The organism is Actinoplanes sp. NPDC051537 (assembly GCF_055586105.1).
The window spans coordinates 330,206-356,046 of sequence record NZ_JBVJIU010000006.1 but is presented as its reverse complement, the minus strand read 5'-3'; the positions used below and the strand labels follow the sequence as shown (position 1 = coordinate 356,046).

General features: G+C 72.1%; 26 protein-coding genes and 1 pseudogene. 9 read left to right on the top strand and 18 right to left on the bottom strand.

All coding sequences use genetic code 11. From position 1 onward, the window contains the following. Positions 1-84: 84 nt before the first annotated feature. Positions 85-294, top strand: a complete 210-nt coding sequence (locus ACZ6TB_RS16845; RefSeq protein WP_465555232.1) for a hypothetical protein — start codon at positions 85-87, stop codon at positions 292-294. Between the two features lie 91 nt (positions 295-385). Next, positions 386-748, top strand: a complete 363-nt coding sequence (locus tag ACZ6TB_RS16840; protein WP_465555230.1) for a hypothetical protein — start codon at positions 386-388, stop codon at positions 746-748. Here the strand turns inward: ACZ6TB_RS16840 and ACZ6TB_RS16835 are convergent. The 14 genes from ACZ6TB_RS16835 to ACZ6TB_RS16770 form a co-directional block, all read right to left on the bottom strand. Beyond that, complete coding sequence (locus ACZ6TB_RS16835) at positions 745-1,182, bottom strand: nitroreductase family deazaflavin-dependent oxidoreductase (RefSeq protein ID WP_465555228.1); 438 nt, start codon at positions 1,180-1,182, stop codon at positions 745-747. The genes ACZ6TB_RS16840 and ACZ6TB_RS16835 overlap by 4 nt on opposite strands. Positions 1,183-1,255: 73 nt before the next feature. After that, entirely contained in the window at positions 1,256-1,987 is a 732-nt protein-coding gene (locus ACZ6TB_RS16830) for an HAD family hydrolase (RefSeq protein WP_465555226.1), read from the bottom strand. A 1-nt stretch (position 1,988) separates the two neighbouring features. Then, on the bottom strand, positions 1,989-2,744 hold the full coding sequence (locus tag ACZ6TB_RS16825) for an ROK family protein (RefSeq protein ID WP_465555224.1): 756 nt from the start codon (positions 2,742-2,744) through the stop codon (positions 1,989-1,991). Between the two features lie 57 nt (positions 2,745-2,801). Further along, the gene (locus ACZ6TB_RS16820; protein ID WP_465555222.1) at positions 2,802-4,094 is read right to left on the bottom strand and encodes a hemolysin family protein; all 1,293 of its coding nucleotides are present in this window, start codon (positions 4,092-4,094) and stop codon (positions 2,802-2,804) included. Positions 4,095-4,162: 68 nt separating this feature from the next. Next, entirely contained in the window at positions 4,163-5,059 is an 897-nt protein-coding gene (locus ACZ6TB_RS16815) for a DNA-3-methyladenine glycosylase family protein (RefSeq protein ID WP_465555220.1), read from the bottom strand. A 252-nt stretch (positions 5,060-5,311) separates the two neighbouring features. Next, the gene (locus ACZ6TB_RS16810) at positions 5,312-6,517 is read right to left on the bottom strand and encodes a Pecanex-like protein 1 (RefSeq protein ID WP_465555218.1); all 1,206 of its coding nucleotides are present in this window, start codon (positions 6,515-6,517) and stop codon (positions 5,312-5,314) included. A gap of 48 nt (positions 6,518-6,565) precedes the next feature. Continuing rightward, complete coding sequence (locus tag ACZ6TB_RS16805; RefSeq protein WP_465555216.1) at positions 6,566-7,291, bottom strand: DUF4142 domain-containing protein; 726 nt, start codon at positions 7,289-7,291, stop codon at positions 6,566-6,568. Between the two features lie 101 nt (positions 7,292-7,392). Continuing rightward, entirely contained in the window at positions 7,393-8,097 is a 705-nt protein-coding gene (locus ACZ6TB_RS16800; protein ID WP_465555214.1) for a COG4315 family predicted lipoprotein, read from the bottom strand. Positions 8,098-8,304: 207 nt separating this feature from the next. Continuing rightward, entirely contained in the window at positions 8,305-9,078 is a 774-nt protein-coding gene (locus tag ACZ6TB_RS16795; protein WP_465555212.1) for a zf-HC2 domain-containing protein, read from the bottom strand. Further along, entirely contained in the window at positions 9,078-9,752 is a 675-nt protein-coding gene (locus tag ACZ6TB_RS16790) for a sigma-70 family RNA polymerase sigma factor (RefSeq protein WP_465555210.1), read from the bottom strand. The genes ACZ6TB_RS16795 and ACZ6TB_RS16790 overlap by 1 nt, the downstream gene beginning before the upstream one ends. Positions 9,753-10,142: 390 nt before the next feature. Further along, positions 10,143-11,105 carry a hypothetical protein gene (locus ACZ6TB_RS16785; protein ID WP_465555208.1) on the bottom strand — a complete coding sequence of 321 codons (963 nt, stop codon included), beginning with the start codon at positions 11,103-11,105 and terminating at the stop codon, positions 10,143-10,145. Then, entirely contained in the window at positions 11,102-13,588 is a 2,487-nt protein-coding gene (locus tag ACZ6TB_RS16780; RefSeq protein WP_465555206.1) for an AAA family ATPase, read from the bottom strand. Before ACZ6TB_RS16780 ends, ACZ6TB_RS16785 begins: the two co-directional genes overlap by 4 nt. Positions 13,589-13,658: 70 nt before the next feature. Continuing rightward, on the bottom strand, positions 13,659-14,810 hold the full coding sequence (locus tag ACZ6TB_RS16775) for an exonuclease SbcCD subunit D (RefSeq protein WP_465555205.1): 1,152 nt from the start codon (positions 14,808-14,810) through the stop codon (positions 13,659-13,661). A gap of 9 nt (positions 14,811-14,819) precedes the next feature. Then, positions 14,820-16,562 (bottom strand): ATP-binding protein, encoded by a 1,743-nt coding sequence (locus tag ACZ6TB_RS16770; protein ID WP_465555570.1) that lies wholly within the window; start codon positions 16,560-16,562, stop codon positions 14,820-14,822. Between the two features lie 231 nt (positions 16,563-16,793). Here ACZ6TB_RS16770 and ACZ6TB_RS16765 point away from each other — a divergent pair, with 231 nt between their 5' ends. Both ACZ6TB_RS16765 and ACZ6TB_RS16760 read left to right on the top strand, forming a co-directional pair. Next, entirely contained in the window at positions 16,794-17,372 is a 579-nt protein-coding gene (locus tag ACZ6TB_RS16765) for an RNA polymerase sigma factor (protein WP_465555203.1), read from the top strand. Beyond that, positions 17,365-18,261, top strand: coding sequence for a CU044_5270 family protein (locus tag ACZ6TB_RS16760; RefSeq protein WP_465555201.1), 897 nt, complete (start codon positions 17,365-17,367; stop codon positions 18,259-18,261). The genes ACZ6TB_RS16765 and ACZ6TB_RS16760 overlap by 8 nt, the downstream gene beginning before the upstream one ends. Here ACZ6TB_RS16760 and ACZ6TB_RS16755 read toward each other — a convergent pair. Next, positions 18,249-18,965, bottom strand: a complete 717-nt coding sequence (locus tag ACZ6TB_RS16755; RefSeq protein ID WP_465555569.1) for a pyrimidine reductase family protein — start codon at positions 18,963-18,965, stop codon at positions 18,249-18,251. The two genes, ACZ6TB_RS16760 and ACZ6TB_RS16755, sit on opposite strands and share 13 nt — an antisense overlap. A 227-nt stretch (positions 18,966-19,192) precedes the next feature. On the opposite strand from ACZ6TB_RS16755, the gene ACZ6TB_RS16750 reads away from it, so the two are divergent. After that, positions 19,193-19,924, top strand: coding sequence for an ACT domain-containing protein (locus ACZ6TB_RS16750; protein ID WP_465555199.1), 732 nt, complete (start codon positions 19,193-19,195; stop codon positions 19,922-19,924). A 94-nt stretch (positions 19,925-20,018) separates the two neighbouring features. Next, the gene (locus tag ACZ6TB_RS16745; protein WP_465555197.1) at positions 20,019-21,059 is read left to right on the top strand and encodes a GNAT family N-acetyltransferase; all 1,041 of its coding nucleotides are present in this window, start codon (positions 20,019-20,021) and stop codon (positions 21,057-21,059) included. Here ACZ6TB_RS16745 and bsaP read toward each other — a convergent pair. Both bsaP and bioB read right to left on the bottom strand, forming a co-directional pair. After that, a pseudogene (gene bsaP / locus ACZ6TB_RS16740) lies at positions 20,995-21,282 on the bottom strand (biotin synthase auxiliary protein BsaP); the annotation flags it as partial. The gene ACZ6TB_RS16745 and the pseudogene bsaP sit on opposite strands and share 65 nt — an antisense overlap. Next, positions 21,222-22,196: a biotin synthase BioB gene (bioB, locus tag ACZ6TB_RS16735; protein WP_465555195.1), complete on the bottom strand. Its 975-nt coding sequence runs from the start codon at positions 22,194-22,196 to the stop codon at positions 21,222-21,224. The pseudogene bsaP and the gene bioB, both read right to left, overlap by 61 nt. A gap of 74 nt (positions 22,197-22,270) precedes the next feature. Between bioB and ACZ6TB_RS16730 the strand changes: the two genes are divergently transcribed. Next, positions 22,271-23,407, top strand: coding sequence for an 8-amino-7-oxononanoate synthase (locus ACZ6TB_RS16730; RefSeq protein WP_465555193.1), 1,137 nt, complete (start codon positions 22,271-22,273; stop codon positions 23,405-23,407). 545 nt (positions 23,408-23,952) lie between these two features. Next, positions 23,953-24,801, top strand: coding sequence for a dethiobiotin synthase (bioD, locus tag ACZ6TB_RS16725; protein WP_465555568.1), 849 nt, complete (start codon positions 23,953-23,955; stop codon positions 24,799-24,801). Positions 24,802-24,818: 17 nt separating this feature from the next. On the opposite strand, the gene ACZ6TB_RS16720 is transcribed toward bioD, so the two are convergent. Further along, the gene (locus ACZ6TB_RS16720; RefSeq protein ID WP_465555191.1) at positions 24,819-25,202 is read right to left on the bottom strand and encodes a TIGR03618 family F420-dependent PPOX class oxidoreductase; all 384 of its coding nucleotides are present in this window, start codon (positions 25,200-25,202) and stop codon (positions 24,819-24,821) included. A 94-nt stretch (positions 25,203-25,296) separates the two neighbouring features. Here ACZ6TB_RS16720 and ACZ6TB_RS16715 point away from each other — a divergent pair, with 94 nt between their 5' ends. Then, the gene (locus ACZ6TB_RS16715; protein WP_465555189.1) at positions 25,297-25,779 is read left to right on the top strand and encodes a winged helix-turn-helix transcriptional regulator; all 483 of its coding nucleotides are present in this window, start codon (positions 25,297-25,299) and stop codon (positions 25,777-25,779) included. Positions 25,780-25,841: the final 62 nt, after the last annotated feature.

The following is a 25,841-nucleotide window of genomic DNA, read 5'->3' as shown; positions in this document are numbered from 1 at the left end:
GAGGCGCGACCTACGACGCTCGCGGCTCTCGGCTCTCCGCATGGGGCACCGCCCACCCTTAGGCGCCCGACTTGGAGGTGCACGATGTTCATCCAGGCCCTCGGCCACGCCGGCACCCGGACCGTCTATCTGGTCCTTGCCGTGCTTCTGCTCCTGATCGCGCTGCGCTTCATGAAGCGCGCCTTCGCGCCCATCGAGGCGCTCGTCCAGGCGGTCGGCGCGGCGGCTCTCGTCTTCGTCGCGATCGCGCTGGCCGTCGCCCTGCTCGCGGCCGCGGCTCTGACCGCGCGCTGAGCGGGCTTCCCCGCAACCAAAGGCACCGCCCGTGTATCGGGCGGCGCGACCCGCACACCTATTTCGGGATGGTCCGCTCTGGAGGTACCCCATGAACAACCCGGTTCTGCCGTTCGTCGTTGCCGCCGTCGTGCTCGTCATCGTGCTCGCCGAGATCGTCGCGGCGGCGGTTCCGCTTCTGATCGTCATCACGCTTGTTCCGGCGCACGAGCGGCGGGAACTGGCCGGCCTCCTCGCGGCCTGCGACAGCTCGCGCAAGCTGCGCTTCTGGACCGCCCTCGACGTGGCGGTGAAGGCGCGCCGGCTGCGGGCCGACCGGGTGGCGACGCGGGGGGACAACCTCGAGGAGCGCCCGGTGGCTGGAGTCGGGGAGGACGCCAACTGGGAATGGGCCGCGGGAGCGTGGAACAGCCGGCCCTACCGTCCGGTCGAGCGGGAAGCTCCGCGCCGCTAGGCGGGAACGATGCGGAACACCGGGAAGCCGGGGGCCGCCGCCTCGATGTCGGCCTCCGGCGAGTCGGCCTTGAGTCCGTCGAAGAAGGCGCCCGTCTCCCAGGCCCACTTGCGCAGGTAGAGGCGGATCAGCGGGGACTTGTCGGCGTCGGCGATCTCGACCGGGGTGAAGCGCTCGACCCGGCGGCCGAGGCGGAGTTCGCCCTCGCCGACGGCGCGGAGGTTGCGGACCCACTGGGTGTGGCCCCGGGGCGCGAGGAGGTAGCGCGAGCCCTCGTACGTGAAAAGGTTGACCACCGTCGTGCGGACGGCGCCGCTCTTGCGACCGCGGACGGCCAGAACCCGGCTGCCCATGAGGCTGATGCCGCGGGCGGTGAGCCACTTGGTCAGGGCGTTGAAGAGGTGGGCGGTGCGGTTCGGGGCGAGGTATCGCATGACGGGCTCCCTGGCTCAAATGGAGAGCAGTGCTCTCTCTTGGAACCAGTGAACACCCGAACACCGCACACAGTCAAGAGCACTGCTCTCGAATTAACAGATCCCGCAGCCCGAAGCCGTCGTCGACGGTCTCGTCGGGCGGGGGCCCGGACGGCTCGGAGTCGGTACGCGGCGACCGCATGAGGATGGCCCGGGCGACGTCGGCCCGCCGGGCGCAGAGGATGTCGCGGCGCGGCGTGTCCCCGACGAACCAGCAGCCCTCCGGCGGCACCCCGAGCTCGTCGGTGGCATTCCAGATCATCTGCGGGTTGGGCTTCCGCACCCCGGCCTCATCGCTGTAGACCTGCGCCGCAAAAGATCCACTTATTTCCGATTTGTCCAAAAAGTCCCGGTGAGCGGCGCCGCTGAGGGTGTTGCTGACGACCGCCAACGGAACCGACAAATCGGACGCGGCCAGAAGCGCCTCCCGAATCCCGGGCCGAATCTTCCAATTGTCCCGCCAGGCCCACTCGTAGCTGAGCCGCTTGACCGCGCCCCGCACCGGGACCGAGGCGGCCGGCGGCCACCCCGGCAGCACGAACCGCTCCCACACCGAAGCCTGCGACAGCTCGTCCGGCCAGTCCTCGTCCCGCCAGCGCGCCCACGCTTCGGCCCCCGAGGTGAGCGACCGCTGGATCTCCCCCGGCGTCAGCGCGCCCCGCGCGAGGTTGTAGATCCGCAGGACCAGGGCGGGTGGTGCCGAGCGCTGCGGCGGCGCGTCCGCGATGACGCCGCCGAAGTCGAGGAGTAGTGCCGCGGGGCGCATCTCAGCGGGCGGTGCCCAACTGCCAGGCGCGGACCCCGCCCACGATGCCGGCCGTGTTCGGCACGACCACCACGTCATCGCCCATCCGGGCCAGCTGGGTCGGGGTGATCAGGCGCGAGTTGCCGCCGCCGAGGTAGAGGCGGTCCCAGAGGAAGACCGGGCGCAGGCCCTCGACCACGTTGCGCACCCGGCGCGACCAGAGCGCGTCCCCGAGCCGCCGGCGCTCGTGCTCGCCGATGTACGTGTCGTAGGACATCCCCCACCGCACCGGCGCCTGCGACATCTCCAGGTGCGGGGCCAGCACGCCGCCGTCGAACAGCGCGCAGCCCAGGCCGGTCCCGAGGGTCAGCATCAGCTCGCAGCCGGTGCCCGCCACCACGCCGGCGCCGTGCACCTCGGCATCGTTGAGCACGAGCGTCGGGAGCCCGAACGCCTCGGCCAGCGCCGTGCGGGCGTCGAACCCGTGCCAGGCGTCGATCAATTCCGGATCAATTTTGGTACGCGGCCCCGACCGCGTGACGTAGTGCGGGGTGGCCACCACGACGCCGTGGCGCAGCATCCCGGGCATGCCCACGGTGACCCGGTCGGCGGTCGGCAGGCGCTCGCCGAGCTGCACGAGCGTCTTGACGAAAAGATCGGGTGGCAGCGGGTACGGCGTCGGCACGCGCAGCGGCTGAGCGCGCATCGTGCCGGCCTCGTCGAGCACCGAGCCCTTGATGCCGCCGCCGCCGCAGTCGATCGTCAGGGTGAAAGCCACGCCGCCAGTCTGCATGGAGGTCACCTCCTCGCACAGCAATTGTGACCCGTACGCCCGCTATCCGTCCTTCTCGGCGGCCGCGGAAAGCGGACGTAACCGGACCCGGGTAATGGCCCGCCCGGTCACCTCGACCACCTCGGCCGTGAACCCGGGCAGGGTCACCACCTCGCCGGGCTCGGTCGGGATGTGCCCGAGCGCGGCCAGCACCATGCCGGCGATCGTCGTGTAGTCGCCGTCGTCGTGCGCGTTCGACTCGTCGTGCAGGCCGATGTCGGGCAGGTCGTGGATCGGGAACGAGCCGGGCATCAGCAGCGCGCCGTCGGCCTCGCGTACCACCGCCGCCACGTCCCGGTCGGTCTCGTCGTAGATCTCGCCGACGATCTCCTCGACCAGGTCCTCCATCGTGATGATGCCGTCGATCGCCCCGCGCTCGTCGACCACCAGCGCGAGCTGGACGTGCTCGCCGCGCATCTGCCGCAGCGCGTCGGACACCCGCAGCGTCTCGGGCAGGAACAGCCCGGACCGGCACAGCCCGTCCACCGGGCCCTCGGCGTCGATCAGGTCGCGCAGGTGGACGACCCCGATCACGTCGTCGAGGCCGGCCGGGCCGACCACGGGAGCCCGGGAATGCCCGCCGGCGATCAGCGCGCGGAGCGCCTCGTGGGCGGGCGCGCCGGTGGCCAGCGTGAGCACGTCGCGACGGGGCACCAGGATCTCGCGCAGGATCCGGTCGGCGATCTCGAACGCGCCGCTGATGATCGTGCGCTGCTCGGCCGAGAAGTCCTGCTGGGCGGCGACCATGTCGCGGATCTCCTCGGTGGTGACCTCCTCGCGCTGGGCGGTCGGGTCGCCGCCGGCCAGCCGTACGACGAGGTTCGTCGACACGCCGAGCAGCCACACGACCGGGCGGGAGATCATCGAGAGCACGTCGAGCGGCCGGGCGACCACGAGCGCCCAGCCCTCGGTGCGCTGCATGGCGATCCGCTTGGGCGCGAGCTCGCCGATCACCAGGGTCACGAAGGTCAGCGCGATCGTGACGATCACGATGGCCACCGGCTGGGCCGCGTCACCGAGGAAGCTCAGGGGCCCGAGCAGCGGCTTCGACAGCGAGACGGCCGCGGCCGCCGACGCCAGGAAGCCGGCCAGCGTGATGCCGATCTGGATCGTCGCGAGGAACCGGTTGGGGTCGCGGGTGAGCCGGCCCAGCACCTTGCCGCTGCGCGTCTGCCGCTCGAGCCGCTGCACCTGGCTCTCCCGCAGCGACACCAGCGCCATCTCGCTGCCCGAGAAGGCGGCGTTGACCAGCACCAGCACCAGGACCAGGACGATCTCTCCGCCTGTGCCACCCATCGTCAGCTCTCCCGGGCCAAAGCGATCACGAAGGGATCAACGTACACAGAGTGGCACCGATACGCCCGTCAGAACTTCGCGAAGGATCGAATCGACATGCGCGGGCCGAACCGGGGCGCCCCGATGCCGCCGTGGGCGAACAGGTCGCAGACCCGGCCGCGGTGCCCCCGGAACGGCTCGAGCAGCTCGAGCATGCGTTCGTCGGTGCCGCGGGCCTCGCCGGCCAGGGCCCAGGCCACCGTGTTGGGCACGTGGTAGTCGCCGACGCTCACCGCGTCCGCGTCGCCGAACGCCACGCGGGTCACCTCGGCCGCCGTCCAGGGCCCGATGCCGGGCAGCGCGGTCAGCCGGCGGGCGGCCTCGGCCGCGTCGGCGCAGCGCTCGATGCGGGCGGCCTCGCTCGCGGCCCGCAGCAGGGCCTGGGTGCGGCGCTGCTCCACCCCGAACGGGTGAAAGACCCAGTAGGGGGTGGCCGCGATCGCGGCCGGATCGGGTGGGAGCAGGAGATCGGCGGGACCCGGCGCCGGCTCGCCGAACTTCCGGCAGATCTTGCGGTACGCGCGGAAGGCCTCCACGCCGGTGACCTTCTGCTCGAGGATGGCCCGCAGCACGCGATGGAAGATCAGCCCGGTGGCCGGCATCCGGTGCCCGGCGAAGGTGTGCGCCAGCCGGTGGACGAGCGGATTCTGCCGGGCGAGGGCCGGAAAGCCGCTCACGTCGTCGCGCAGGCCGGCGATCGCATCGGCCCGATCGAGAAGCCAGTCTCTTCCCGGCCCGTACGCCTCGGCCAGCAGCTCGCCCGACGACCGGGCCAGATGGAAGGTGCCCGGCCCATCCGGAGTGCGGGCGGCCATCCACAGCTCGTCCGCGGTGACGCGCACGCACGGGTCGTGCTTGGGCGCCTGAAGCACCGAGAGCGACGCGCCGAAGGCGAATCGCTCGGGCGGGGTCAGGCGGCGGGTCACCGGGCAACTGTGCCACAGGCCGGCCCGGCCGGACACAGGCCGATGGCCCTGACCGCGCTCCCGGTCAGGGCCATCGGTGGGGCGACCGGACACCCGAGTGATCCGGGTCGCCGGTGGAGCAGGCCGCTGGCGTCGTCCGTCAGGGGGAAGGGCGACCACCGTTGCCGACGGGGGGTCCTGAATCGGACGGGGTCGTGTCGGCGACCACGCCCGGCCAGGTTCGGCTCCGGCTTTAGCGGCAACGCTCCTCGATCAGTTGCCGCCGCCTCCGCGGGCGGCCCGGACCGGGATCCGCACGACGTCGAACGCCGGCGTCTCGTTGGCCCGCTCCATCATCGGAATGCGGTGCGAGCCGTCACCGGCCCACGAGGCGCACTGCGCGATGCCCGTGGTGGGCATGCCCGCCACCTGGATCTGCACCGAGTCGGGAGCCTTGCCGCCCTTGCTGTCCTCGGTGGCCACGAAGAACGCGGGAACCGGCGACGGGTCGGGCGCCTCGTTGGTGTTCGGCAGCATGCGGCACGCGGTGTGGAAGTGGCCGCGGACGATGCCGTCCTGGAGAACCGAGCTCTCCACGTAGTAGCCGCCCTTGCCGGCCGCGAGGAAGCGGTCACGGATCAGGTTGCGGGTGCTGACGGTCAGGGTGAACGGGGTGTTCACGGTGACCGAGCGCGGCGCCTGCGTGATCAGCAGCGAGGAGTTGTTGGCGGCGGTGGAGACCTCACCGAACTCGGTGGTGACGCAGCGGTCGCCGACCTGGAAGCCATCGTGCAGCTGCAGCTTGCTGGTGTCGCAGTTGTTGGTCAGGATGCCGAGGCCGGCGCCGGGCGGCGGCGTGGTGCCGGCGTCCGAGGCCGAGGGGTCCGGCGCGGGCGCGGTGGTCTGCTGACCGCCGTTGTTCCCGCCGTTGTTCCCGCCGTTGTTGTCGCCGCCGGTGTTGCCACCGTTGTTGTCGCCGCCACCGTTGTTGCCGGTGTCGCCCGAGGCGCTCGGGTCGGCCGACGGGTCGGCGGCGGTCGGGTCGGCCGAGGGGTCCCCGGCGTTCGGGTCGGCGGCGGTCGACGTGGCAGCCTGGGTCGGCGCAGTGGTGGCTTCCCCGCCACCATTGTTGTTGCCGACGTTGTTCATCACCCAGCGGCGGCAACGGGCCCGCAGCTCGGCGATCGTCACCACGTCGCCGGCGCCGTCGTCCGCGTGCTGCGTGACGGTGCCGTTGTCCTGGGTCCAGGTGCCCTTCCGGGTCTTCGTGGACAGTTTGGCCGGCGGCGGCGTCGCGACTCGGTCACATGCCGTCAGGGCCTTCTTCTGGGTCCGGTTGGTCGCCGCGTTCGAGACCTGGGTAACGGTCACGATGCCGCCGAACGCCACCAAGGTGGCGGCGACCGCGATGATCCGGCGTCGGCCGCTGAACCAACCCGAACTCCTGGATGATGCGCGCCGGTACTTGGACCTTCGCATGGGGGGACACCTTTCTCTGTCTCGTCGACCTGGACGGGGTTACGGGGACTACCTCGCCCGGAAGATGCGCATGGTCGTAATGACGCCGGCCACGAGTGCGGCGGCGAGGACTAGGAGGATCACCGTGGTGTTGACACCCGGGATGCCGCCGGTGCTGCTGTGTGCGGCAGCGAGCATCTGCCCGTCGACGGGCACCGGGCCCGCGCCGGGAGTGGTGGGGGCCGCCGCCGTCGGGAGCGCGCCGTAATCGACGATCCCGCTCGACTCCAGCAGCGTCATGTGCGTCATGACGAACTGGTTGGCCTGCTGCGCCAGCTGACGGACCGAGTCGTTCCGGGTGCTCGCCCGGATGGTCGCGATGGCCGGGAAGATCTTGCCGTGCGCGGCGCGGAGCCGGTCGATGTAGATCTGGTCGAACGTCGTCGAGTTGGCGTTCTTCATCTCGCTGAGCCAGTACTGCTGGTCGCTGTTCGGCTGGTTCGGCAGCTCGATGCTCAGCTTCTTGGCGACCTCGCGGTCCAGCTTGTCCAGCACCACGTGCTGCGCCGAGATCGACTTGCCGACGTTGACGATCCGCGGGTCGTCCGACTTCTCCTGGGCCATGTTGCTGGCCGGGATCTCCCACAGGCCGGCGAGCCGGACCTTGACCACGAAGTCGCGGTCGGCGGGGCTGACCGCGCCGGCGCCCTTGGCGTTGAACGTCGTGGCCGGAACGGGAATCCCTGAGTCGGCGCGGGCCGGCGAGACCGGCGCCAGCAGCACGGTCAGGACCATTGCCGAAATGCCCACAAGCCAGCGCGACAACCGGCGAGAGGAGCGGGCGGCAACCATTCTTTCAACCTCCGGGATCAGCAGTTTCTTAAAGGGCGCTTAAGTCAGTAGCTGTAATCGCCACCGGAACTGCCGGTATCGGAATCACCGGAGTCGTCGGCGCCCGCGGACTCGTCGGCGGGCGGCGCGACCGGCTTCGAGATGGACGGCAGGCAGGTGAGGTTCTTCGCGCCGTCCGGCTTGATCACGAACCACTTGCCGGAGACGTTCTGGCCCTTCCACTGCCCGGGCTCCTTGTCGCCGATGTAGGCGTAGAGCGGCCAGCCCTTGATGGTCAGCTGCTTGGTGCCGTCGGCCCGGGTGACCGTGCCCACGACGCTCGCCGAGACACCCTTGAGGGTCGGCTTGCCGTCGTTGGTCAGCGCGGGCTTCCAGATCTTGGCGCAGTCGCCGCTGCAGTTGGTCTTGGCCGGGTCGTTGTCGTCGCCGTCGAAGCGGTAGAGGACGAAGCCGTCCTCGTTCTCCACGACCTGGCCCATGCGCTTGACGGCGGTGCCGGTCAGCTTGTTGGTGACCTGGGCGTCGGTGAGCTCGGTGCTCTCATCCGATCCGGGAGGGGCGGTGGCGTCGGGGTCGGCCTGGGCGACCGGGTCGCTCGTGGCCGCCGGGTCGGCGGTCGCGCCGGGCGAGGCGGCGACGTCGTTCGACGCCGGCTCGGCGGCATTTCCGTAGTCGGCGGCGTTGTATCCGGACGGGGCGCAGGCAGCAAGCGCGAACGCGGCTGCGATGCCGGCGCCGACAACCGTCAACTTTCGCTTCTGCGGTACCACGTGCCCTCCAGTGACTCAGTACAACTGGCGTTTCCGGGCAGTAGTACGAGGGCGGGGTCACGACGGTTGAACAATCGGCGGAATCAATTCCCTTAATTTTGTTTGAAGTACGGCGTGTGGTCGCGCGAACACAAAACAGCAAGGGCCCGGCCGATATGGCCGGGCCCCGCTTCCTTCAAGATCTTTTTACGGTACGCGTACCAGCGTGTCGCCGGCGCCGGCCGTCGTGACCTCTTGCACCTGGATGTGCGCGATGTCCTCACGTGGGGTCGCGGTGATCGCCTGGAGCAGCAGCGGCTCGGGCTTGGCCGGGGTGCCCCAGCCCGTCTCGCCCACGTTCCACGAGATGAGCGGCTCGGTCGTGCCGTCGGTGTGGACCGCGAGCAGCCGGCACTCCTTCGGCCCCTTGATGTTGGAGATGGCGAACGAGATCTGGGTGCCCCAGTCCTTCTTCTCCATCGCCACGTCGAGGTGCACGCCGGTGCGCGGGTCGCTGCCGCTGTACCGCTGGCCGGTCAGGTCGGGGCCGCCGAAGCCGGCATCGTCCGAGTTCGGCAGCGGGTCGAGCTGGCTGCTGCCGCGCTGGGCCGTGTTGGTCGTCGCCTTCTGGTCGGGCGCGAACCACTTGCCGCCGGCGAACAGCGCGCCGATCGACAGCATCGCGAAGATGACCACGGCGGCGGCCAGCGAGTAGAGCCGGCGACTGTTGGCCCGGCGGCGCTCGTGGCGTACCTCGCCGAGCATCTTGTGCAGCACGACGCCGTCCTGCTTGACCTCTTCGGCGGCCACCACGGCGCCCGCGTCGACATCGGCCAGCAGGTCGGCGACCTGCACGAAGGACTCCAACTCGTACGCGCAACGCGGGCACTCGATGAGATGGTCCTCGAACCGCGCGGCGTCGTGGTCGTCCAGCACCCCCAGCGCGTACGACGCGACGTCGTAGTGCTCTTCCTGCGTCATTACTCCGTCACCCCCCGCTGCTGGAGCGCTGTCCGCAGCGCACGCAGAGCGTAATACACCCGTGACTTGGCGGTACCCAACGGAAGGTTGAGCTTCTCCGCCGCCTCCGGCACCGTCCGGCCCCGGAAGTACGTCTCGATCAGAATCTCGCGGTGCGACTGGGACAGCTCGCGCAGCGCGTCGGACACGGTCATCGACTGCAGGACGCGGTCGGTGTCGTCGGCGGTGCTCGGGAAGCTCTCCAGCTCGCGGTCGTAGGTCTCGGCCGGGCGGGCGCTGGCGCTGCGGTGATCGTCGATCGCGATCCGCCGGGCCACCGTGACCAGCCACGGGCGCAGCGACTGCTGGCCCTGCGCGCCGAGCCGGTGCGCGTTGCGCCAGGCCCGCAGCAGGGTCTCCTGCACGATGTCCTCGGCGCGCTGCCGGTCGCCGCCGGTCAGCCGCAGCACGAACATCAGCAGCGGACCCGCGTGCTCCTCGTAGAGCATCTTGACGAGGGTGTCCTCGTGGCTGGGCTCGGTCGCGCCGTGCCGGGGCGCCTGTCGCGGAATAACAGAACTGCCGTCGTTCACGCCGCGGCCTCCGTCGAGAGACTGCCAATGACCACCAGAACGCTGCTGTGTCATCAGGCGCTCCCTGTCCGGCGCGCGTCGTTCCGCGACCACCGCATGCATTGATACCTCCGCCCGGCGCTTTCCCCGTCGCCTGAGATACGGCTGGGGGCGGCCGTCGGGATCAACGGTGGCGCGAGAATTTCCGGGACGCGGGTGATCAACTGTCCTCCGGTGTCGTGTGGGGGCGTCACGGGGCACATCGGGGACGATCAAATTCATCCATCTACACCGATATACCTACCAGGGCAGCCGAATAATACTCAGCCACACGCGTCCCAGAAAACGCCCTCCTGAGCAGGGGCGACGCACTGGCGGTGCGAAATTACCGGTGTGTAGGCAAGCGCTCTCGGAGCGTTGAGTTCTCAGCATTTGGGAGCGCTCCCATGGACTCACCCACTCCGATCGGAGGATGTTCGGCCGCCGGTCGGACCATTCGCCGACGGGCCGTCGCTATGCCCGATTTCGCGCCGTGGCCAGGGTCAACGCCCGGTGCAGCACCCGCGAGTCGCCCAGCATCCCGCGCAGCCGGCGCTCCAGCCCGGCGATCGGCACAAGATTTTGCGGAGCGCGAGGGTCCTTGTACGCCGAGGACGCGAAACGGGGCAAAGTCGCGCTGGACAACTCGGCCAGCTCGATCGCCTGTTCCGGCGTCAGGTCGGGCGAGCACTCCACCCGCACGATCCCCGACCACGGCGCGCCCGTGCCGCCGGGCAGACGCAGGTACCAGGACCAGCCGCCCCAGACCGTGCCGAGGTGGAAGACCGGGGTGCGCTGCCCCGGGCGCAGCGCGGTGACGACGGCGGTCAGGGCGGCCGGCAGGTACTGCTTCTGCTGCGTCTTCACGTACCCGATCGTCCGGGGCAGCTGGCGCCGGTTGCGCAACGGTCCGTCCACCACCAGCAGGTCGTCGCCGCCGTCCCGGGCGGTGCCGGAGATGTCGATCTCGAGGGCGGTCAGCGACGGCTGGACGGCGGCCGGCAGCTTGCTCGCCTCGCCGGTGCCGGAGACCCGGTGCACCTCGTAGCGCACCGAGCCGGCCTGGAGGTCGCCGGCCGACGGGCTCGCCGTGAACAGTCCACGCCCGACCCTCGCGTCGACCAGCTCGGCCGACCCGCGCGCGAGGTCGCAGCGCACGACCCCGGCCGCGAACGAGGCGGCCAGCCCCGCGTACGAGGTGCCGTCCTCCTCCGCCGTCCACAGTCCGGCGTCGTTGCGCCGCACGCCGTCGACCAGGAACACCACATCCGGCGGCCGCGCCGACGGACCGGCGTCGATCGGCGCCCACTCCGCGGCCGGCACCTCGACATCGGTGTCGACCTGCGCACTCGACGGCGACGCCGGGCCGTCGTCGCCACTGCCCTCGAACGACGAGCCGTAGGACGGATCCCAGGCGTCGACATACATCCTGGTCACAGGCCCACCCGTTCGACCCGGGCGGACCGGGCGTCCTTGCTCACCTCGAAGCGCACCGGCACCCGCTCGGCCAGCGCGTTCACGTGGGTGACCACGCCGACCATGCGGTCGCCGCGGGCGGCCAGGTTTTCCAGCGTCGCGGCGACCACGTCGAGGGTGGCGGCGTCGAGCGTGCCGAAGCCCTCGTCGAGCACGATCGACTCGAGGCTCGCCGCGGTGGTCGACAGGCCGGCCAGCTGCTCGGAGAGGGCCAGCGCCAGCGCCAGCGACGCCTGGAACGTCTCGCCGCCGGAGAGCGTGCGCACGCCGCGGCGCAGGCCGGCGTCGTGATGGTCGATCACGTAGAACTCGCCCTTGTCGTGGACGAGGTCGTACTGCGCGCCGGTCAGCTCCCGCAGGATCCGCGACGCGCCGTCGACCAGCAGGTCGAGCGCCTCCTCGAGCAGCCACCGCTCGAAGTTGTTGGCCCGCAGGTGCCCGGCCAGCGCCTTGGCCACCCGGCCCTCGCGCTGGAGGGTGATGCGCAGCTCGCTCAGCTCCCGGGCCCGCTCGCGCAGGTCGACGATCTTCTTCCAGTCGCCCTCGGCGGCCGTCGCGGCCACCGCGGCGGCGCGGATGAGGTCGCCCTCGCGGTGGGCCGGCGTGGTGAGGCCGGCCGCGGTGAACAGCGCCGCCACCGCGGCGTGCGCGTGGACGGTCGCCTCGTGGGCAGCGGCGACGGCGGCCTCGGCCGCCTCCCGGGCCGCGGCCCGGCTGCGGTGCTCACCCTGGGCCCAGTCGACCAGCGTCGCCCAGGCGGCGGCGAGGTCGTCGCGCTCGGCCGGCGGCGGGGCGAACCGGGCCACCCGGTCGCGGACGCCGTCGAACGTGCGCCACGCCGCGCGCTCCCGCTCCTCGGCCTGATGGGCGGCCTGCTGGGCCCGGCGCTGGGCCTCGCGGGCCGTGCGCACCGCGACGCCGGCCTGGTCGAGGTTGCGTTGCAGACGGTCGAGCTCGGCCAGCTGCCGCTCGAGCGCGGGCACCCCGGGCGAGCCGGCCACCACGGCGCGCACCTCGCCCAGCCGCGCGACGTGGTGCTCGTGCTGGGCGCGCTTGCGCTCGAGGTTGCCCTCGAGCTTGCGGGCCACCGCGTCGCGCTGCTTCCACCCCGACTCGGCGACCTCGGCGGCGGCGCGGGCGGCCTTGCCGGTGGCCTCGGCCTCGCGCACGGCCGAGCCGACCGGCATCTCGGGCACGGTGGCGACGGTCTGCTCGCACACCGGGCAGCGGTCGCCGGCGCTCAGGTGGGCGCGCAGGGCGGCGGCCCGGTCGATCCGCTGGGCCTCGGTGTAGTCGAGGCGGGCCTGCTCGAGCAGCTGGGTGGCGCCGAGGCGGGCGCCGTGCGCGAGCTCGGCCGCGGCCTGCGCGTCCTTGAACTCGACCTCGGCCACCTGCACCTCGCCCGCGAACCACTCCTCCTGGCCGAGCAGCCGGTCGAGCTCGGCGTGCCGGTCGAGCAGCAGCTTCAGCGATCCGGCGTCGCCGGCGGCGGCGAGCTCGCCGCGCACCTTGTCCTCGCGCTCCTCGGCGGCGCGTACCTCGTCCGCGGCCTCGGTGGCACTCGCGCGGGCCGCGGCCGTCGCGCCCGCGATCTCGGCACTTCCCTCGGGCGTACGGACGGAAGCCAGCGCCCGCAACTCGGCATCGAGCGCGTCCCGGTTCGCCGCGGCCGCCGCCTCGGCCTCGCGTGCCGTGCGCAGACCCGGCACCGCCGCCTCGACGGCCGCGGTCAGCTCACGCATGCGGGTCAGGTGCCGCTCGGCCGCCTCGACCGCCTCGTCGTTCGCCTCGGCCAGCCCGGCCAGTTGCTGGTCGACCACGCCGAGCTTGGCCTCGGCCGCGTTCGACCGGGCCGTGGCCTGGGCCTGCACCCGCTCGTAGACGTGCAGGCCGAGCAGGTTGACCAGGATCTGCTGGCGGGTGGCCGGCTTGGCGTGCAGGAAGTCGGCGAACTGGCCCTGCGGCAGCACCACGCAACTGGTGAACTGCTCGTAGGGCAGGCCGACCGCGTGCAGCACCGCCTCGTCCATCTCGGCCGGGGTGCCGGCCAGCACCTCGCCGAGGTCGTCGAGGTCCATGCCGGTGTCCAGCTTGCCGACGTCGAAGCCCTTCGGCATCAACTGCAGGCCGGCCCCGGCGGTCTTGACGTTGCCCCGGCCGTCGCGGCGCACCACCCGGGTCGCCACGTAGCGGTCGCCGGCCGACTCGAAGACCAGGCGCACCTTGGCCTCGGCGGCCGAGGGCGCCAGCGCGTTGGTGATGCCCCGGGTGCCGCCCCAGCGCGGGACCGTGCCGTAGAGCGCGAACGTGATCGCGTCGAGCACGGTCGACTTGCCCGAGCCGGTCGGCCCGACCAGCGCGAAGTAGTCGGTGTCGGTGAAGTCCACCGTGGTGTCGTCACGGAAGACCGTGAACCCCGACATGTCCAAACGAATGGGCCTCATGACCCCGCCTCGCTGCGCTCGGCAGGGCCAGAGGCCCGGCCACTGAGCCACTGGCGCTCGCTCTGCTCGCTCATTGCGCGGTGCTCACCTCGTCGTACAGCTCGTCGAAGAGCTCGCGGACGCCGTCCTCGGCGTTCCCGCGGCTGTCCAGGTAGTCGCCGAAGAGCTCGCGCGGCGATCGGCCGGCCCGCTGCGCCATCTGCTCACCCGCTCTGGTCGGCATCATCTCCGGGTCGATCCGCACCTCGAGGGCGTTGGGCAGCAGCTCCTGCACGTCCTCGCGGAGGCCGACCCGGGGCGTCTCGCGCACGAAGACACGGAGCCACGCCTCCGGCAGGTTCACCTTTGTGAGCTGTTCGAGCGTGCCGCGAACGGTCCGCAGGGCCCGCGCCGAGGTGACCGGCACGTCCCGCACCCGGGCCGCCTTGTCGGTGGCCACGTCGACGATCGCGACCGACGCGACGTTCTCCTCCTCGCCGAAGTCGACCGCGAGCGGGCTGCCGGAGTACCGGGTGGGGCAGGGCGCGATCACCGACTGGGCGCGGTGCAGGTGGCCGAGCGCCACGTAGTGGGTGTTCTTCGGGAAGACGGTGGCCGGCACCGCGTACCCCATGATGGTGTGCGCCTCGCGTTCCCCGCCGCCGGCCGCCGCCCCGACGATCGTGAGGTGGGCGGTCACCAGGTTGATCACGCCGGGCTGGGCGAACGGCTCACTCAGCTTCTCGATCAGCCGCGCCACGTGGTCGGCGTAGGTCTGGTTCGCCTCCGCGCCCGACAAGTCGTACATCTCGGTCGCGCGGATCGCGTAGCGCTGCGAGAGGAACGGCAGGGCGACCAGCTGCCAGCGCTCGCCATCCGCGGTGGTGCCCGAGATGAGCAGATCGTCGAGCTTCTCCCGGAAGGAGCCGCGCAGGGTGACGCCGGCCTCCGAGGCCCACGGCCGCAGCGCATCCAGGGCCGCGCCGTTGTCGTGGTTGCCGCCGATCGCGACGACCTGGGCGCCGGTGCGTTGCAGGGCGGAGAGCGCCCGCGTGACCACCCGGGTGGACTCGGCCGTCGGCGCGGCGGTGTCGTAGAGGTCGCCGGCCACGATGACCAGGTCGGGCCGCTCGGCCCGGGCGATCTCGACGACCTGGGCCAGCACCCGGATGTGTTCCTCATGCCGGGTGCGGCCCTTGAGTACCTTGCCGACGTGCCAGTCGGAGGTGTGCAGGATGCGCATCGCGAAACCCTAGAACGGAATGTCGTCGTCGGCGGCGGAGGCCCGCCCGACCACGGCGAACGGATCGATGCCCTGGACGATCGAGCGCATCGAGCCCGCCGGCGGCGGGCCGGACTCGGACTTGCGGGTCGCCCAGGCCGGGAACGGGAACTCGACGCAGAGCGGGACCGGGATGTCCGGCTGGTTCACGAACATCGTGCCCGGCCGGGCCAGCAGGGCGCGCTGCCGCATGGCCGGCGGCAGGAAGCCGTACTCCGGCCGGGCCGCCTCGGCCGGGTCGAGCCGGCCCACGACCCGGATCGCCGAGTTGGTCACGATGCGGCGCTCGACCTCGCTCGCGGTCTGCTGGGCGCCGATCAGGATCACGCCCAGCGACCGGCCGCGCTCGGCGATGTCGAGCAGCACCTCCTTGATCGGGGAGCTGCCCTCGCGCGGCGCGTACTTGTTGAGCTCGTCGAGGACCACGAACAGCAGCGGGCGGCCGGTGCCGGCCTTCTCCTTCTCCTCGAACTCGGTCTTGAGCGTCACGCCGACCACGAAACGTTGCGCGCGGTCCGGCAGGTTGTGCAGGTCGACGACCGTGACCTGGGCCGACTCGGCGGTCTTGATCTGGTGCGGCCGGCGCTGGGCGAGGTCGCCGCGGATCAGCCGGGCGAGGTCGCGCTTGCTGCCGATCAGCCGGCGGGCGAAGGCGTTGACGGTGCCCATGTTCACCGCGCTGCCGGCCCACGTCGACCGGGTCTCGTCGTCGGTGAGCTGCTCGACGATGTGATCGACCAGGTCGCCGTACGACGAGATGCGCCGCCCGTCGATGCTGATGCCGCCCTCGGCCGGGACCGCGAACCGGTTGAGATGGGCGGTCACCGAGTGGACGACCATCGTGTACTGCTGGCGCTCGTCGTCGGCGTCGGCGAACACGTACGGCAGCAGCTTCTTGTCGCAGAACTCCTCGAGAGTCCAGTAGAAGGCGTCGACCCCGGTGAGGCGGCTGCTGACATCCGGAGCGCCGGAGGAGTCGCCGGCCCGGGGCGGCGCGTAGACCCGCACGTCCGAGAAGGGGGTCGCCGGCAGCTCCAGCAGCTTGTAGGCCGCCGTGGTCTGCTCGTCGAGCTTGACGTTCGCGTGGTCGAGGAAGAGCAGGTCTTCGCCCTTGACGTTGAAGATCAGCGCGCGGGCGTTGGCCCCGTCGGCGCCGAGCTGGCCCGAGCGGAAGACCGAGTAGAGCAGGAACGTCGCGAAGCTGGTCTTGGTCGCCACGCCGGAGATGCCGGAGATGGACACGTGCGCGCCGCGGGTGCCGTCGAGGAAGTCGGCGTTGAGGAAGACCGGGACGCCGTCGCGGCCGGTGCCCATCGGGATGCGCCGCTCCATGCGGTCGAAGTGCAGCGCCGCGTCGCGGGCCTCGCCGGTGGCCCGGTGCACGACCGCGCCCGGCGCCGGCGGCACGTAGAGCTCGGGGTCGACCCGGGTCGTGGTGATCTCGGCCGCCTCCTGCACCAGGGCCGGCAGCGTGCCCTCGGCGATGGCGAACACGTCGGAGTCGAACTGCGCGCCCTCGTGCCGGGCCCGGACCTGGGTGACCACGCCGGCGATCGTGACCGGCTCGCGATCGGGCAGGTCACGCTTGGTCACCACGACGTCGTCGAGCTGGAGGTAGCTCCCGGGCGTCACGGCCGTCCAGAACTGGAGCGGTGTGGCATCAGCTGTTCCGAGCACCCGCCCGACGGGGTCAACGCCCGATTTGTCATTCAGTTTTCCGCCGCGGGGAAGCTCAGCTTCGTCAGACACGCCGATCATCGTGCACCAGGGGTACGACAGAACCAGCAGGTGGCGGGGGTTGGCACGGGTTGTCCACAACTTCTGGTGGCCATCCACAGATTTATCCACAAGATCTGGCCCAGATTGTGGAGGCGCGCCCGGCAATCGAACCGATCCGAGCCGATCGGCCAATGACGGGTGACGACTTCCGAGAAGGGGACCCGCATGAGTCCACCCGCCGTGGAGGTCGTGGGCGACCACGACCTGATCCGGCAGTCCGCGGCCGACCCGGAGGCCTTCGGGCAGATCTTCGACCGGCACGCCGCGACCATCCACCGGTACCTGGCCCGCCGGGCCGGCCGCTCGCTCGCCGACGACCTGATGGCCGAGACCTTCCTGATCGCGTTCCGCGGGCGCCTGAAGTACGACACGTCGCACGTCGACAGCCGGCCGTGGCTCTACGGCATCGCCGCCAATCTGCTCCACGGCCACCAGCGGGCGGAGATCCGGCAGTACCGGGCGCTCGCCCGCACCGGCGCCGACCCGGTCGTCGACGCCTACGCGGACTCGGACGACCGGGTGATCGCCGCCGGTGACGTGCGCGCGCTGGCCGGCGTGCTGGCGACGCTGCCACCCGGCGAGCGCGACGTCCTGACCCTGGTCGGTCAGGCCCAGCTCAGCTATCCCGAGGTGGCCCGGGCGCTGGACATTCCGGTCGGGACGGTCCGCTCCCGGCTGCATAGCGCCCGCCGGCGCATCCGCGAGGCCCTCCCCACGCTTTCCGAAGGAGCCGACGATGAGTGACCTCGACCTGGTCGAGCGCTTCCGCGACGACCTGCCGCCGGCCGGCCCGGCGGTGCTGGCACGGGCCCGCGCCGGCATGTTCCGCGAGCCGGAGCCCCGCCGCCGCGCCCGGTGGGCGTGGAGCCTGGTCCCGGCGGGAGCGGTGGCGGTAGCCGTGGTCGTGGCCGTGGTCGTCAGCGGCACGACGCCACGCCCCGATCCCGGCGCCCCGACCGACGCCGCCGGGGTGCTGCGCCTGGCCGCGGCCGAGATCCGCGACGAGCCCGCGCTGCCGGCCCGGCCGGGGCAGTTCGTCTACGTCGAGTCGATCGACGCCACCGACACCGTCGAGAGCCTCGAGAGCGGCCCGGTCTGGGTGCCGCCCCGGCCGAAGAACCGCGAGATCTGGCTCGCCGTCGACGGGGTCGCGGCCGGGCTGCTGCGCGTGACCGACGTGCGGACCGGCAAGCAGGACGAGGACCTCACGCTCGACAAGAACACCGTGCCCGCGTACGTGACGAGTCTGCCCACCGACGCGACGGGGATGTGGCGATGGCTGCACGTCCAGGGCGACGGCTCGGACGCCGCCGCGTGGGGCACGATCGGCGACGTGCTGCGCGAGCAGTACCTCACGCCGCGGGAGCAGGCGGCCCTGTTCGAGGCGGCCGCGCGGTTCCCCGGCACGACCGTGGTGCGGCAGGCCGACCTGGCCGGGCGCAAGGGCGTGGCGGTCTCCCGGGTCGAGCACGAGGTCCGCTTCGACTACATCTTCGACGCCGGGACCTACGACTTCCTGGGTGAACGGATCGTGGTCGTGGGCGAGCTCCCGCCGTACCCCCAGGGTGTGGTCTCGCGGTGGACCGCCCGGCTGCAGGTCGCCATCGTCGACCGGGCCGGTCAGGCGCCCTGACGGGCGTACCGCAGAAAAAGCATGTCCTCGACGGAGAGGATGTGCCGCAGTGACATCTTCCGCGGTGGGCCCGGCGTCCCGGTCGCGATGCGGCCGGGGCCGCCGCCCACCAGCAGCGGCGAGACCGTGAGGCAGAGCTCGGTCACCAGATCCTCGGCAGTCATGGCGCCGAGCAGGGCCGGACCGCCCTCGCAGAGCAGCTGGGTCGCGCCGCGCTCGTGCAGCGCCGCGATCCCGGCGGCCAGGTCGACCTCGTCGTCACCCACCGCGATCACCTCGGCGACGTGCGCTACACGAGCGGCCGGCGCGCGCCGGTGGGTGAGCACGATCGGCCAGATCGGGGCGTCACTGAAGATCAGCTGGTCGGGGTCGAGACGCAGCGAGCCCGAGACGATCACCATGAGCGGGAACTCGGGCAGGCCCCGGTCGAGCCGCCACGCGCGGGCGTCCGGCGACAGGCGCAAGGCGTCGTATTTTTCTGCTTTTATGGTGCCGGCGCCCACGATCAGGGCGTCGCACACCATCCGCAGCGTGTCGAAGATCTGCTTGTCGCCGGGGCCGTGCAGCCCGCCGGAGAGCCCGTCGACGGTCACCGCGCCGTCCGCGCTCGCGATGAAGTTGACCCGCAGCGTCGGATCGGGGTTCCGCGGATAGAGCTCGACCAGGCCGTCATCGGACTCCGGCCAGGAGCGGAAGACGCTCACGGGCCGGGCGGGCCGGTCACCGGCGGCGTCGGCTCGGGCGCCCGGTGCTGGCAGTCGCACCACGAGCCGCCGCGGCACTCCTCGTGGCGTCGTTCCCGGCAGGCCTGGCAGATCACCCCTCGACCCTACTGGGTGTCTTGACCCGCGGGACACGACCGCGCAACCGGTGCGAAACGCCACCTTGGCAAGGTGTACGACATCAGCGTTCGTACGACGGGAGGAGTCGCATGTTGCTGCGGGTTCGAGTCACTCTGCCGGACCGTCCCGGTGCCCTGGGCCAGGTGGCGCGCACACTGGGCGTCGCCGGCGCGGACATCGTGCAGGTCGTCGTGCTGGAGCGGCTCGGTGGCCGGGCCGTCGACGACTTCACCGTGGTCTGGCCGGGCGCCTCGCGCGTGGAGCGGCTTCTCGCCGGCCTCGCCGCCATTCCCGGCGTGCAGGTCGACGGCGTGTGGAAGGCGATCGGCGCCCCGGTCAACGGCGGTCACGACGCCGAGCTGCTGGCCCAGGTCGCGGCCAACCCGGCCGACGGCCTCGCCACCCTGATCGACGCCGTCCCCGGGCTGCTCGCCGCCGACTGGGCCGCCGCCGCGGTGGTCCCGGCCGACTGGGCGTCCCGCAGCGGCGTGCCCCGCCCGCTGCCGGCCGAGCCGTCGCCGAGCCTCGGCGCCGACCCGACCGTGGTCTACGCCTCGTGGCGCGCCCCGGGCCCGCTGGCGCTGCCCGAGATCACCCCGCTGCGGGCCCGCCCGCTCACCGGCCCCGACGGCACGCGCTACGCGGTCGCCCCGTTCGGCCGGGCCGGCCTGGTGCTGGTGATCGCCCGGCAGGACGACGACGACCTGCCCGCGGCCGGCTTCCACGTGACCGAGGTCGACCGCATCGCGCAGCTGGTGCGCGCCGCCGCGGTGATCCTCGGCGACCGGCTCGACACCGCCGGTGTGCCCGCCGTCATGTGATGGGACTCTCGGTATAGGCCCAGCTCAAGCAATGTGCGGTTAACACCTGACGTGGAGGATGGAGTTCGGTAGGAACCTGAAAGGGGTGCCGAACATGGCGCTGTGGCGGATCCGGGCAACGGTCGACGACCGGCCGGGCTACCTTTCCGTATTGACCGCGAGCCTGGCGCTGAAATCGGTCAACATCCTCGCCGTCCAGGTGCACACCACCGAGGCCGGCGCCGTGGACGACTTCCTCGTCGACGCGCCCGAGGCGCTGAGCGAGTCCGACCTGCTGGCGGCGATCGCCAAGGGCCGCGGCCGCAACGCGTTCGTCTCCCGGGCCGAGGCCGAGGGCCTCGCCGACCAGCCGACCCGGGCACTCGCCCTGGCCGGGCGGCTGGTGCGCGACCCCGACACGCTGGGCGAGGCGCTGGTCGCCCTGTTCGACGCGGCCGAGGTGCGCTGGCGGCCCGAGCCGCTGCCGGGCCGCCCGGGCTACGACGACGCGCGCATGACGCTGGCCGACCCGGCCGGCGGGTCCTACGAGGTGCTGCGCGCTCGCCCCGCGTTCACCCCGGCCGAGTACGCGCGAGCCCGCGCCCTGGTCGAGGTGGCCGGCAGCCGGCACCGGCAGGAGCAGACCGTGCTGCTGCTGCCCGACGGCCGCGAGCTGACCGTCCGCACCGCCACGCCGGAGGACGCCGAGGGCGTCATCGACCTGCACCGGCGCGCCTCGGCCGACTCGCTCGCGAGCCGCTACCTGGGCGGCGGCGCGCCGGCCGAGTCCCGGTTGCGCCGGCTGCTCGAGCCGGCCGGCGGGCGCACGCTGCTCGCGGTCGCCGCCGACGGCCGGGTCGTGGCGATGGCCAACCTGCTGGCCGAGGGCGACCTCGGCGAGATCGCGGTGCTCATCGAGGACGACTGGCAGCGGCGCGGCATCGGCACCGCCCTGGTCCGCCGCCTGCTGGCGTGGGCCGAGAAGGGTCGCTTCGCCGCGCTGGTGGCGCACACCGCCGCCGACAACGTGGCGATGCTGCGCACGCTGCGGCGGCTCGGCGCCGGTCGGGCCGAGCGGGACGGCGCGATGGTCAGCGTGACGCTGCCGGTCGCGGGCCAGGAGAAGCGGGAGAAGGTCGAGGAGCCGGTCCAATAACGCCGTGCTCGACGCAGGTGGCCGTCCAGCCGGTCGGCACGACCTGCACCTTCATCCGGCGGCGGCACTCGGCGCAGTAACGCGGCGGCTCGAAAGCGCGGGCCGCCGCACACTCCGCGTGGTCACCGTCGGCGGCCACGAGACCGCACCGGTCGCAGTACATCAGAGCGTCGCCGAGAGGGCCTTGACCGGCATCTTCAGGTCTTCGAGCAGGGCCAGGTCCTCGGTGGCGGGGCGGCCCAGCGTGGTGAGGTAGTTTCCGACGATCACCGCGTTGATGCCGCCGAGCAGGCCGTCGCGCGTACCCAGGTCACCAAGCGTGATCTCGCGGCCCCCGGCGTACCGGAGGATGGTCTTCGGCATCGCCAAGCGGAAGGCGGCGATGGCGCGCAAGGCGTCCTTCCCCTCCACCACCGGCTGATCGCCGAGCGGCGTGCCCGGGCGCGGGTTGAGGAAGTTCATCGGCACCTCGTGCGGGTCGAGCTCGGCGAGCTGGGCGGCGAACTCGGCCCGCTGCTCGATCGTCTCGCCGAGGCCGAGGATGCCGCCGCAGCAGACCTCCATGCCCGAGTCGCGCACCATCGTGAGGGTGCCCCAGCGCTCCTCCCACGAATGGGTGGTCACCACGTTCGGGAAGAAGGACCGGCAGGTCTCGAGGTTGTGGTTGTAGCGGTGGACGCCCATCTCGACGAGGTCGTCGACCTGCTCCTGGGTGAGCATGCCGAGGCTGGCCGCGACCTGGATGTCGACCGCGTCCCTGATCGCCTTGACGCCCTCGCGCATCTGGTCCATCAGGCGCTGGTCGGGCCCGCGCACGGCGGCGACGATGCAGAACTCGGTGGCGCCGGTGGCGGCGGTCTGCCGGGCCGCCTCGACCAGGGACGGGATGTCCAGCCAGACCGAGCGCACGGGCGAGGCGAACAGGCCCGACTGCGAGCAGAAGTGGCAGTCCTCGGGGCAGCCGCCGGTCTTGAGCGAGACGATGCCCTCGACCTCGACCTCCGGGCCGCACCACTTCATGCGCACGTCGTGGGCCAACTGCAACAGCTCGGGGAGCTCTTCGTCGGGCGTGCGGAGAACTTCGAGAATTTCCGACTCGTCGAGGCCCACGCCGGTCGACAGCACCTGGTCTTGCATGCCCGTACCCTACAGGCCTGTTGATAGGTTCCCTTTCTCGCTCTCTTGTCTTCCCTTCTCGCTCTGGAGGTGCCTTGTCGGGCTGGTTGGAAGCGCTGGAGCGCCTCGCCGGGAGCCGGTCCAAGGCCGGGCTCACCCGTGAGTTGCGCCCGCGTGCGGCCGATGACGCCGTCGTCGACCTGGCCGGCAACGACTACCTCGGCCTGAGCGACCATCCTGCGGTGATCGAGGCGACCGCCCGGGCACTTCGGCGGTACGGGCTGGGAGCGACCGGTTCCCGGCTGGTGCGCGGATCGACCGAGGCCCACGAGGCGCTCGAGTCGGCGCTGGCGGCCTGGCTCGGCTTCCCGTCGACGCTCGTGTTCTCGTCGGGCTACCTGGCCAACCTGGCGGCGGTGCGCGGCCTGGCGGCGGTGTGCGACCTGGTGGTGTCCGACGCGTACAACCACGCCTCCCTGATCGACGGATGCAAGATCTCCGGCGCCCGTACGGTGATCGCGCCGCACCACGATCCGGCAGGTGTCGCCTCGATCCTGGACGCCCATCCCGGCCAGTCGGCGGTGGTGGTGACCGAGTCGGTCTTCTCCGTCGACGGCGACCTCGCCCCGCTGGCCGAGCTGCACGAGGTGACGTCCCGCCGCGGCGCCCTGCTGCTGGTCGACGACGCGCACGCCCTGGGCGTCCTGGGCGAGACCGGCGCCGGCGGCGTCTTCGCGGCCGGCCTCGCGGGCCTCGACGACGTGGTCGTCACGGCGACCCTCTCCAAGTCCCTGGGCGGCGCGGGCGGCGTCGTGGCCGGCCCGCCGCCGTTCATCCGCCACCTGATCGACACCGGCCGCACGTTCATCTACGACACCGCGTTGCCGCCCGCGGTCGTGGCCGGCGTCCGCGCCGCCGTGTCCCTGGCGATTGCGGCCGACGACCGCCGCGCGGTGCTGTCGTCGCGGGCGGCCCGGACGGTCTCCCGCCTGACCACCGCCGGCTTCCCCGTGGCCACCCCGGCCGGCGGCGTCCTGTCGGTGCTCGCCCCCGGCCCCGAGGCGGCCGTGACGTGGGCCGCCGACTGCCGCGACCGCGGCGTGGCGGTGGGTTGCTTCCGCCCGCCGTCCACCCCCGACGGCAGCTCCCGCCTGCGCCTGACCCTCAACGCGGGCGTCGGCGAGGACGCCTTCGCCCACGCCCTCGACGTGATCGTGGAGTGCGCACCATGAGTCGTTCCCCCAGCTCGCCCGAGGTCGCGGGCCGCCTGCCGGCCGCCAACGTGGTCTTCACCGCCGGTCCCGCGGGTTTCACCTTGCCGCCGTTCCCGTTCCCGGCGTCGTCCGCGATCACCGACGGCTCGGTGACCCTGCGTCCCGCCGTCCCGTCGCCCCCGCTCGCCGACCGAGAGCCGGCCCTGGCCACCGCTGCCTTGTCCCCCGCCTCCCCTTCCCTGCCTTCCGCTCCTTCTCTGCCTTCCTCCCCTTCCCTGCCTTCCCCCTCCTCGCCTTCCCCCACCTCGCCTTTCCCCACCTCGCCTTCCCCCGGCACCGCGCTCGCGGATCTGTCCGAAGACGACTTCCTCGGCAGCGACGGCATCTCGCCCGAGCCCCCCTCTTCCCCGGAAATTTCGCCCGACGCCGGACCCGCGGCATTCATCCCGGCTCCCGAGTCGGACACCGCGCCCCCCGCCGAGCCCGTCCCCCACCCCGCCGAGGACGTCCCGGAGCCACCTCCGCTCGAAGCCCCCGTCTCGCCCGCCCCCGTCGGCCCGGCCATGGCCCCCGACCTCACGCCCGACGATCTCCCCAGCGGCGAGGCCCTCGGCCAGGAGATCGCCGCCGAGCTCTCGGCCCAGGCCCCCGATCCCCAGCCCGCCCCGCAGCGTCCCGACACCGGCGAATGGCGCGGCATCGTCCTGGTGACCGGCACCGACACCGACGTCGGCAAGACCATCGTCACCGCCGCCGTGGCGGCGGCGGCCCAGGCGTCCGGTCTGCGGGTAGCCGTCATCAAGCCCGGCCAGACCGGCACGATGACCGGCGCACCGACCGACATCGAGGTCGTCACCCGCCTGGCCGCCCCCGAGACGACGCGCGTGCTGGCCGAGTACCCCGAGCCCATGGCACCGTTGGCCGCCGCGACCGTGGCCGAGCTGCCGCCGCTGGAGCTCTACGAGGTGGTCGACGCCATCCGCGCCGAGGCCGAAACCCACGACCTGGTCCTGGTCGAGGGCGCCGGCGGCCTGCTGGTTCCGATGGGCGTGCGCCCGTCCGGCGAGCCCTGGACCGTGGCCGACCTGGCCATCAGTCTCGGCGTCAAGACCATCGTCGTGGCCCGCGCCGGCCTGGGCACCCTCAACCACACGGCCCTGACCCTCGAGGCCCTGAGCCGCCGCGGCGTACCGGCCGGCGTGGTCATCGGCGCCTGGCCCGCCCAGCCCGAACTCGTCCACTGGGCCAACCTGAGCGACCTGGCCCCGCACCTGGTAGGCGCCCTACCCGAGGGCGCCGGCAGCATGGACCCGGGCGTCTTCCGCCGCTCGGCCCCCGGCTGGCTGACCCCGCCCCTGTACGGCGTGATCGAGAACTGGCGCGTCTGGGCCGAGGAGACCGAAAACCACTGACCCCCCGGGCCCGCTGATCAGCCGACGCCGACGGTCTGGCGCTCGGCCTCGATCACCGCGATGACCCGTTCCTGCTCCCGCGGATACGGCTGACCGAGGTACTTCATGGCGATCCGGTCGACGTACTCCCAGGCCTCGTCCCCTTCGATCCAGTCGACCACCCGCCCCCGGATGACCACCGGCAGGAACGGGTTGTCGGCCGGCGTCAGCGAGAGCGCCACCCGCGGATCGCGGCGCAGGTTGCGGGCCTTGCGCGCCCCCGGCCCGGTCAGGAACAGAATCTGATCACCCCGAGTGGTAACCCACAGCGGCACCGAGTGCGGCGACCCGTCCGGCAAGACCGTGGCCAGGTGCGCGACAACGGTGGTGTCGAGGATGCGGCGTACCTCGGGCTCGAGCATCGCGATTCTCCCAGCGATCAGAGTTCCTTGACGAGACTCCAAGACCGTAGCAGTCTGAGTTCCCTGAAGGAACCCCAGCGGTTAGACTAGCCCCATGCAACGCACCGACTTCGGCGAGATGGTGTGCTCGATCGCGCGCACCCTGGACGTCTTCGGCGAGCCCTGGACGCCCCTGATCCTGCGCGACGTGTGGGCCGGCTTCACCCGCTTCGACCAGATCCAGGCCGACCTCGGCATCTCCCGCAAGGTCCTCACCGAGCGGCTGCATCACCTCGTCGAGCAGGGCGTGCTGGACCGGCGCCCGTACGACCGCCGGCCGCGCTACGAGTACGTGCTGACCGAGAAGGGCCTCGGCCTGGTCGACGTGCTCATGGTGATGGCCGCGTGGGGCGACCGCTGGGAGGCGGGCGAGGCCGGCCCGCCGGTGCTCTACCGCCACCACGCATGCGGCGAGATCGCCACGACAGACCTGCGCTGCCACCGTTGCGGCAAGCCGATGCACGCCACCGACGTCGACTTGCTGCCCGGCCCGGGCGCGGCCCCGCAGCAGCCCCCGGGCACCCGGAAGGCGACCTGATCATCGGCATGGACCACCGGTCCGCGATCGGCGCCCTGGTTGAACGCGCGACCCGCTAGGTC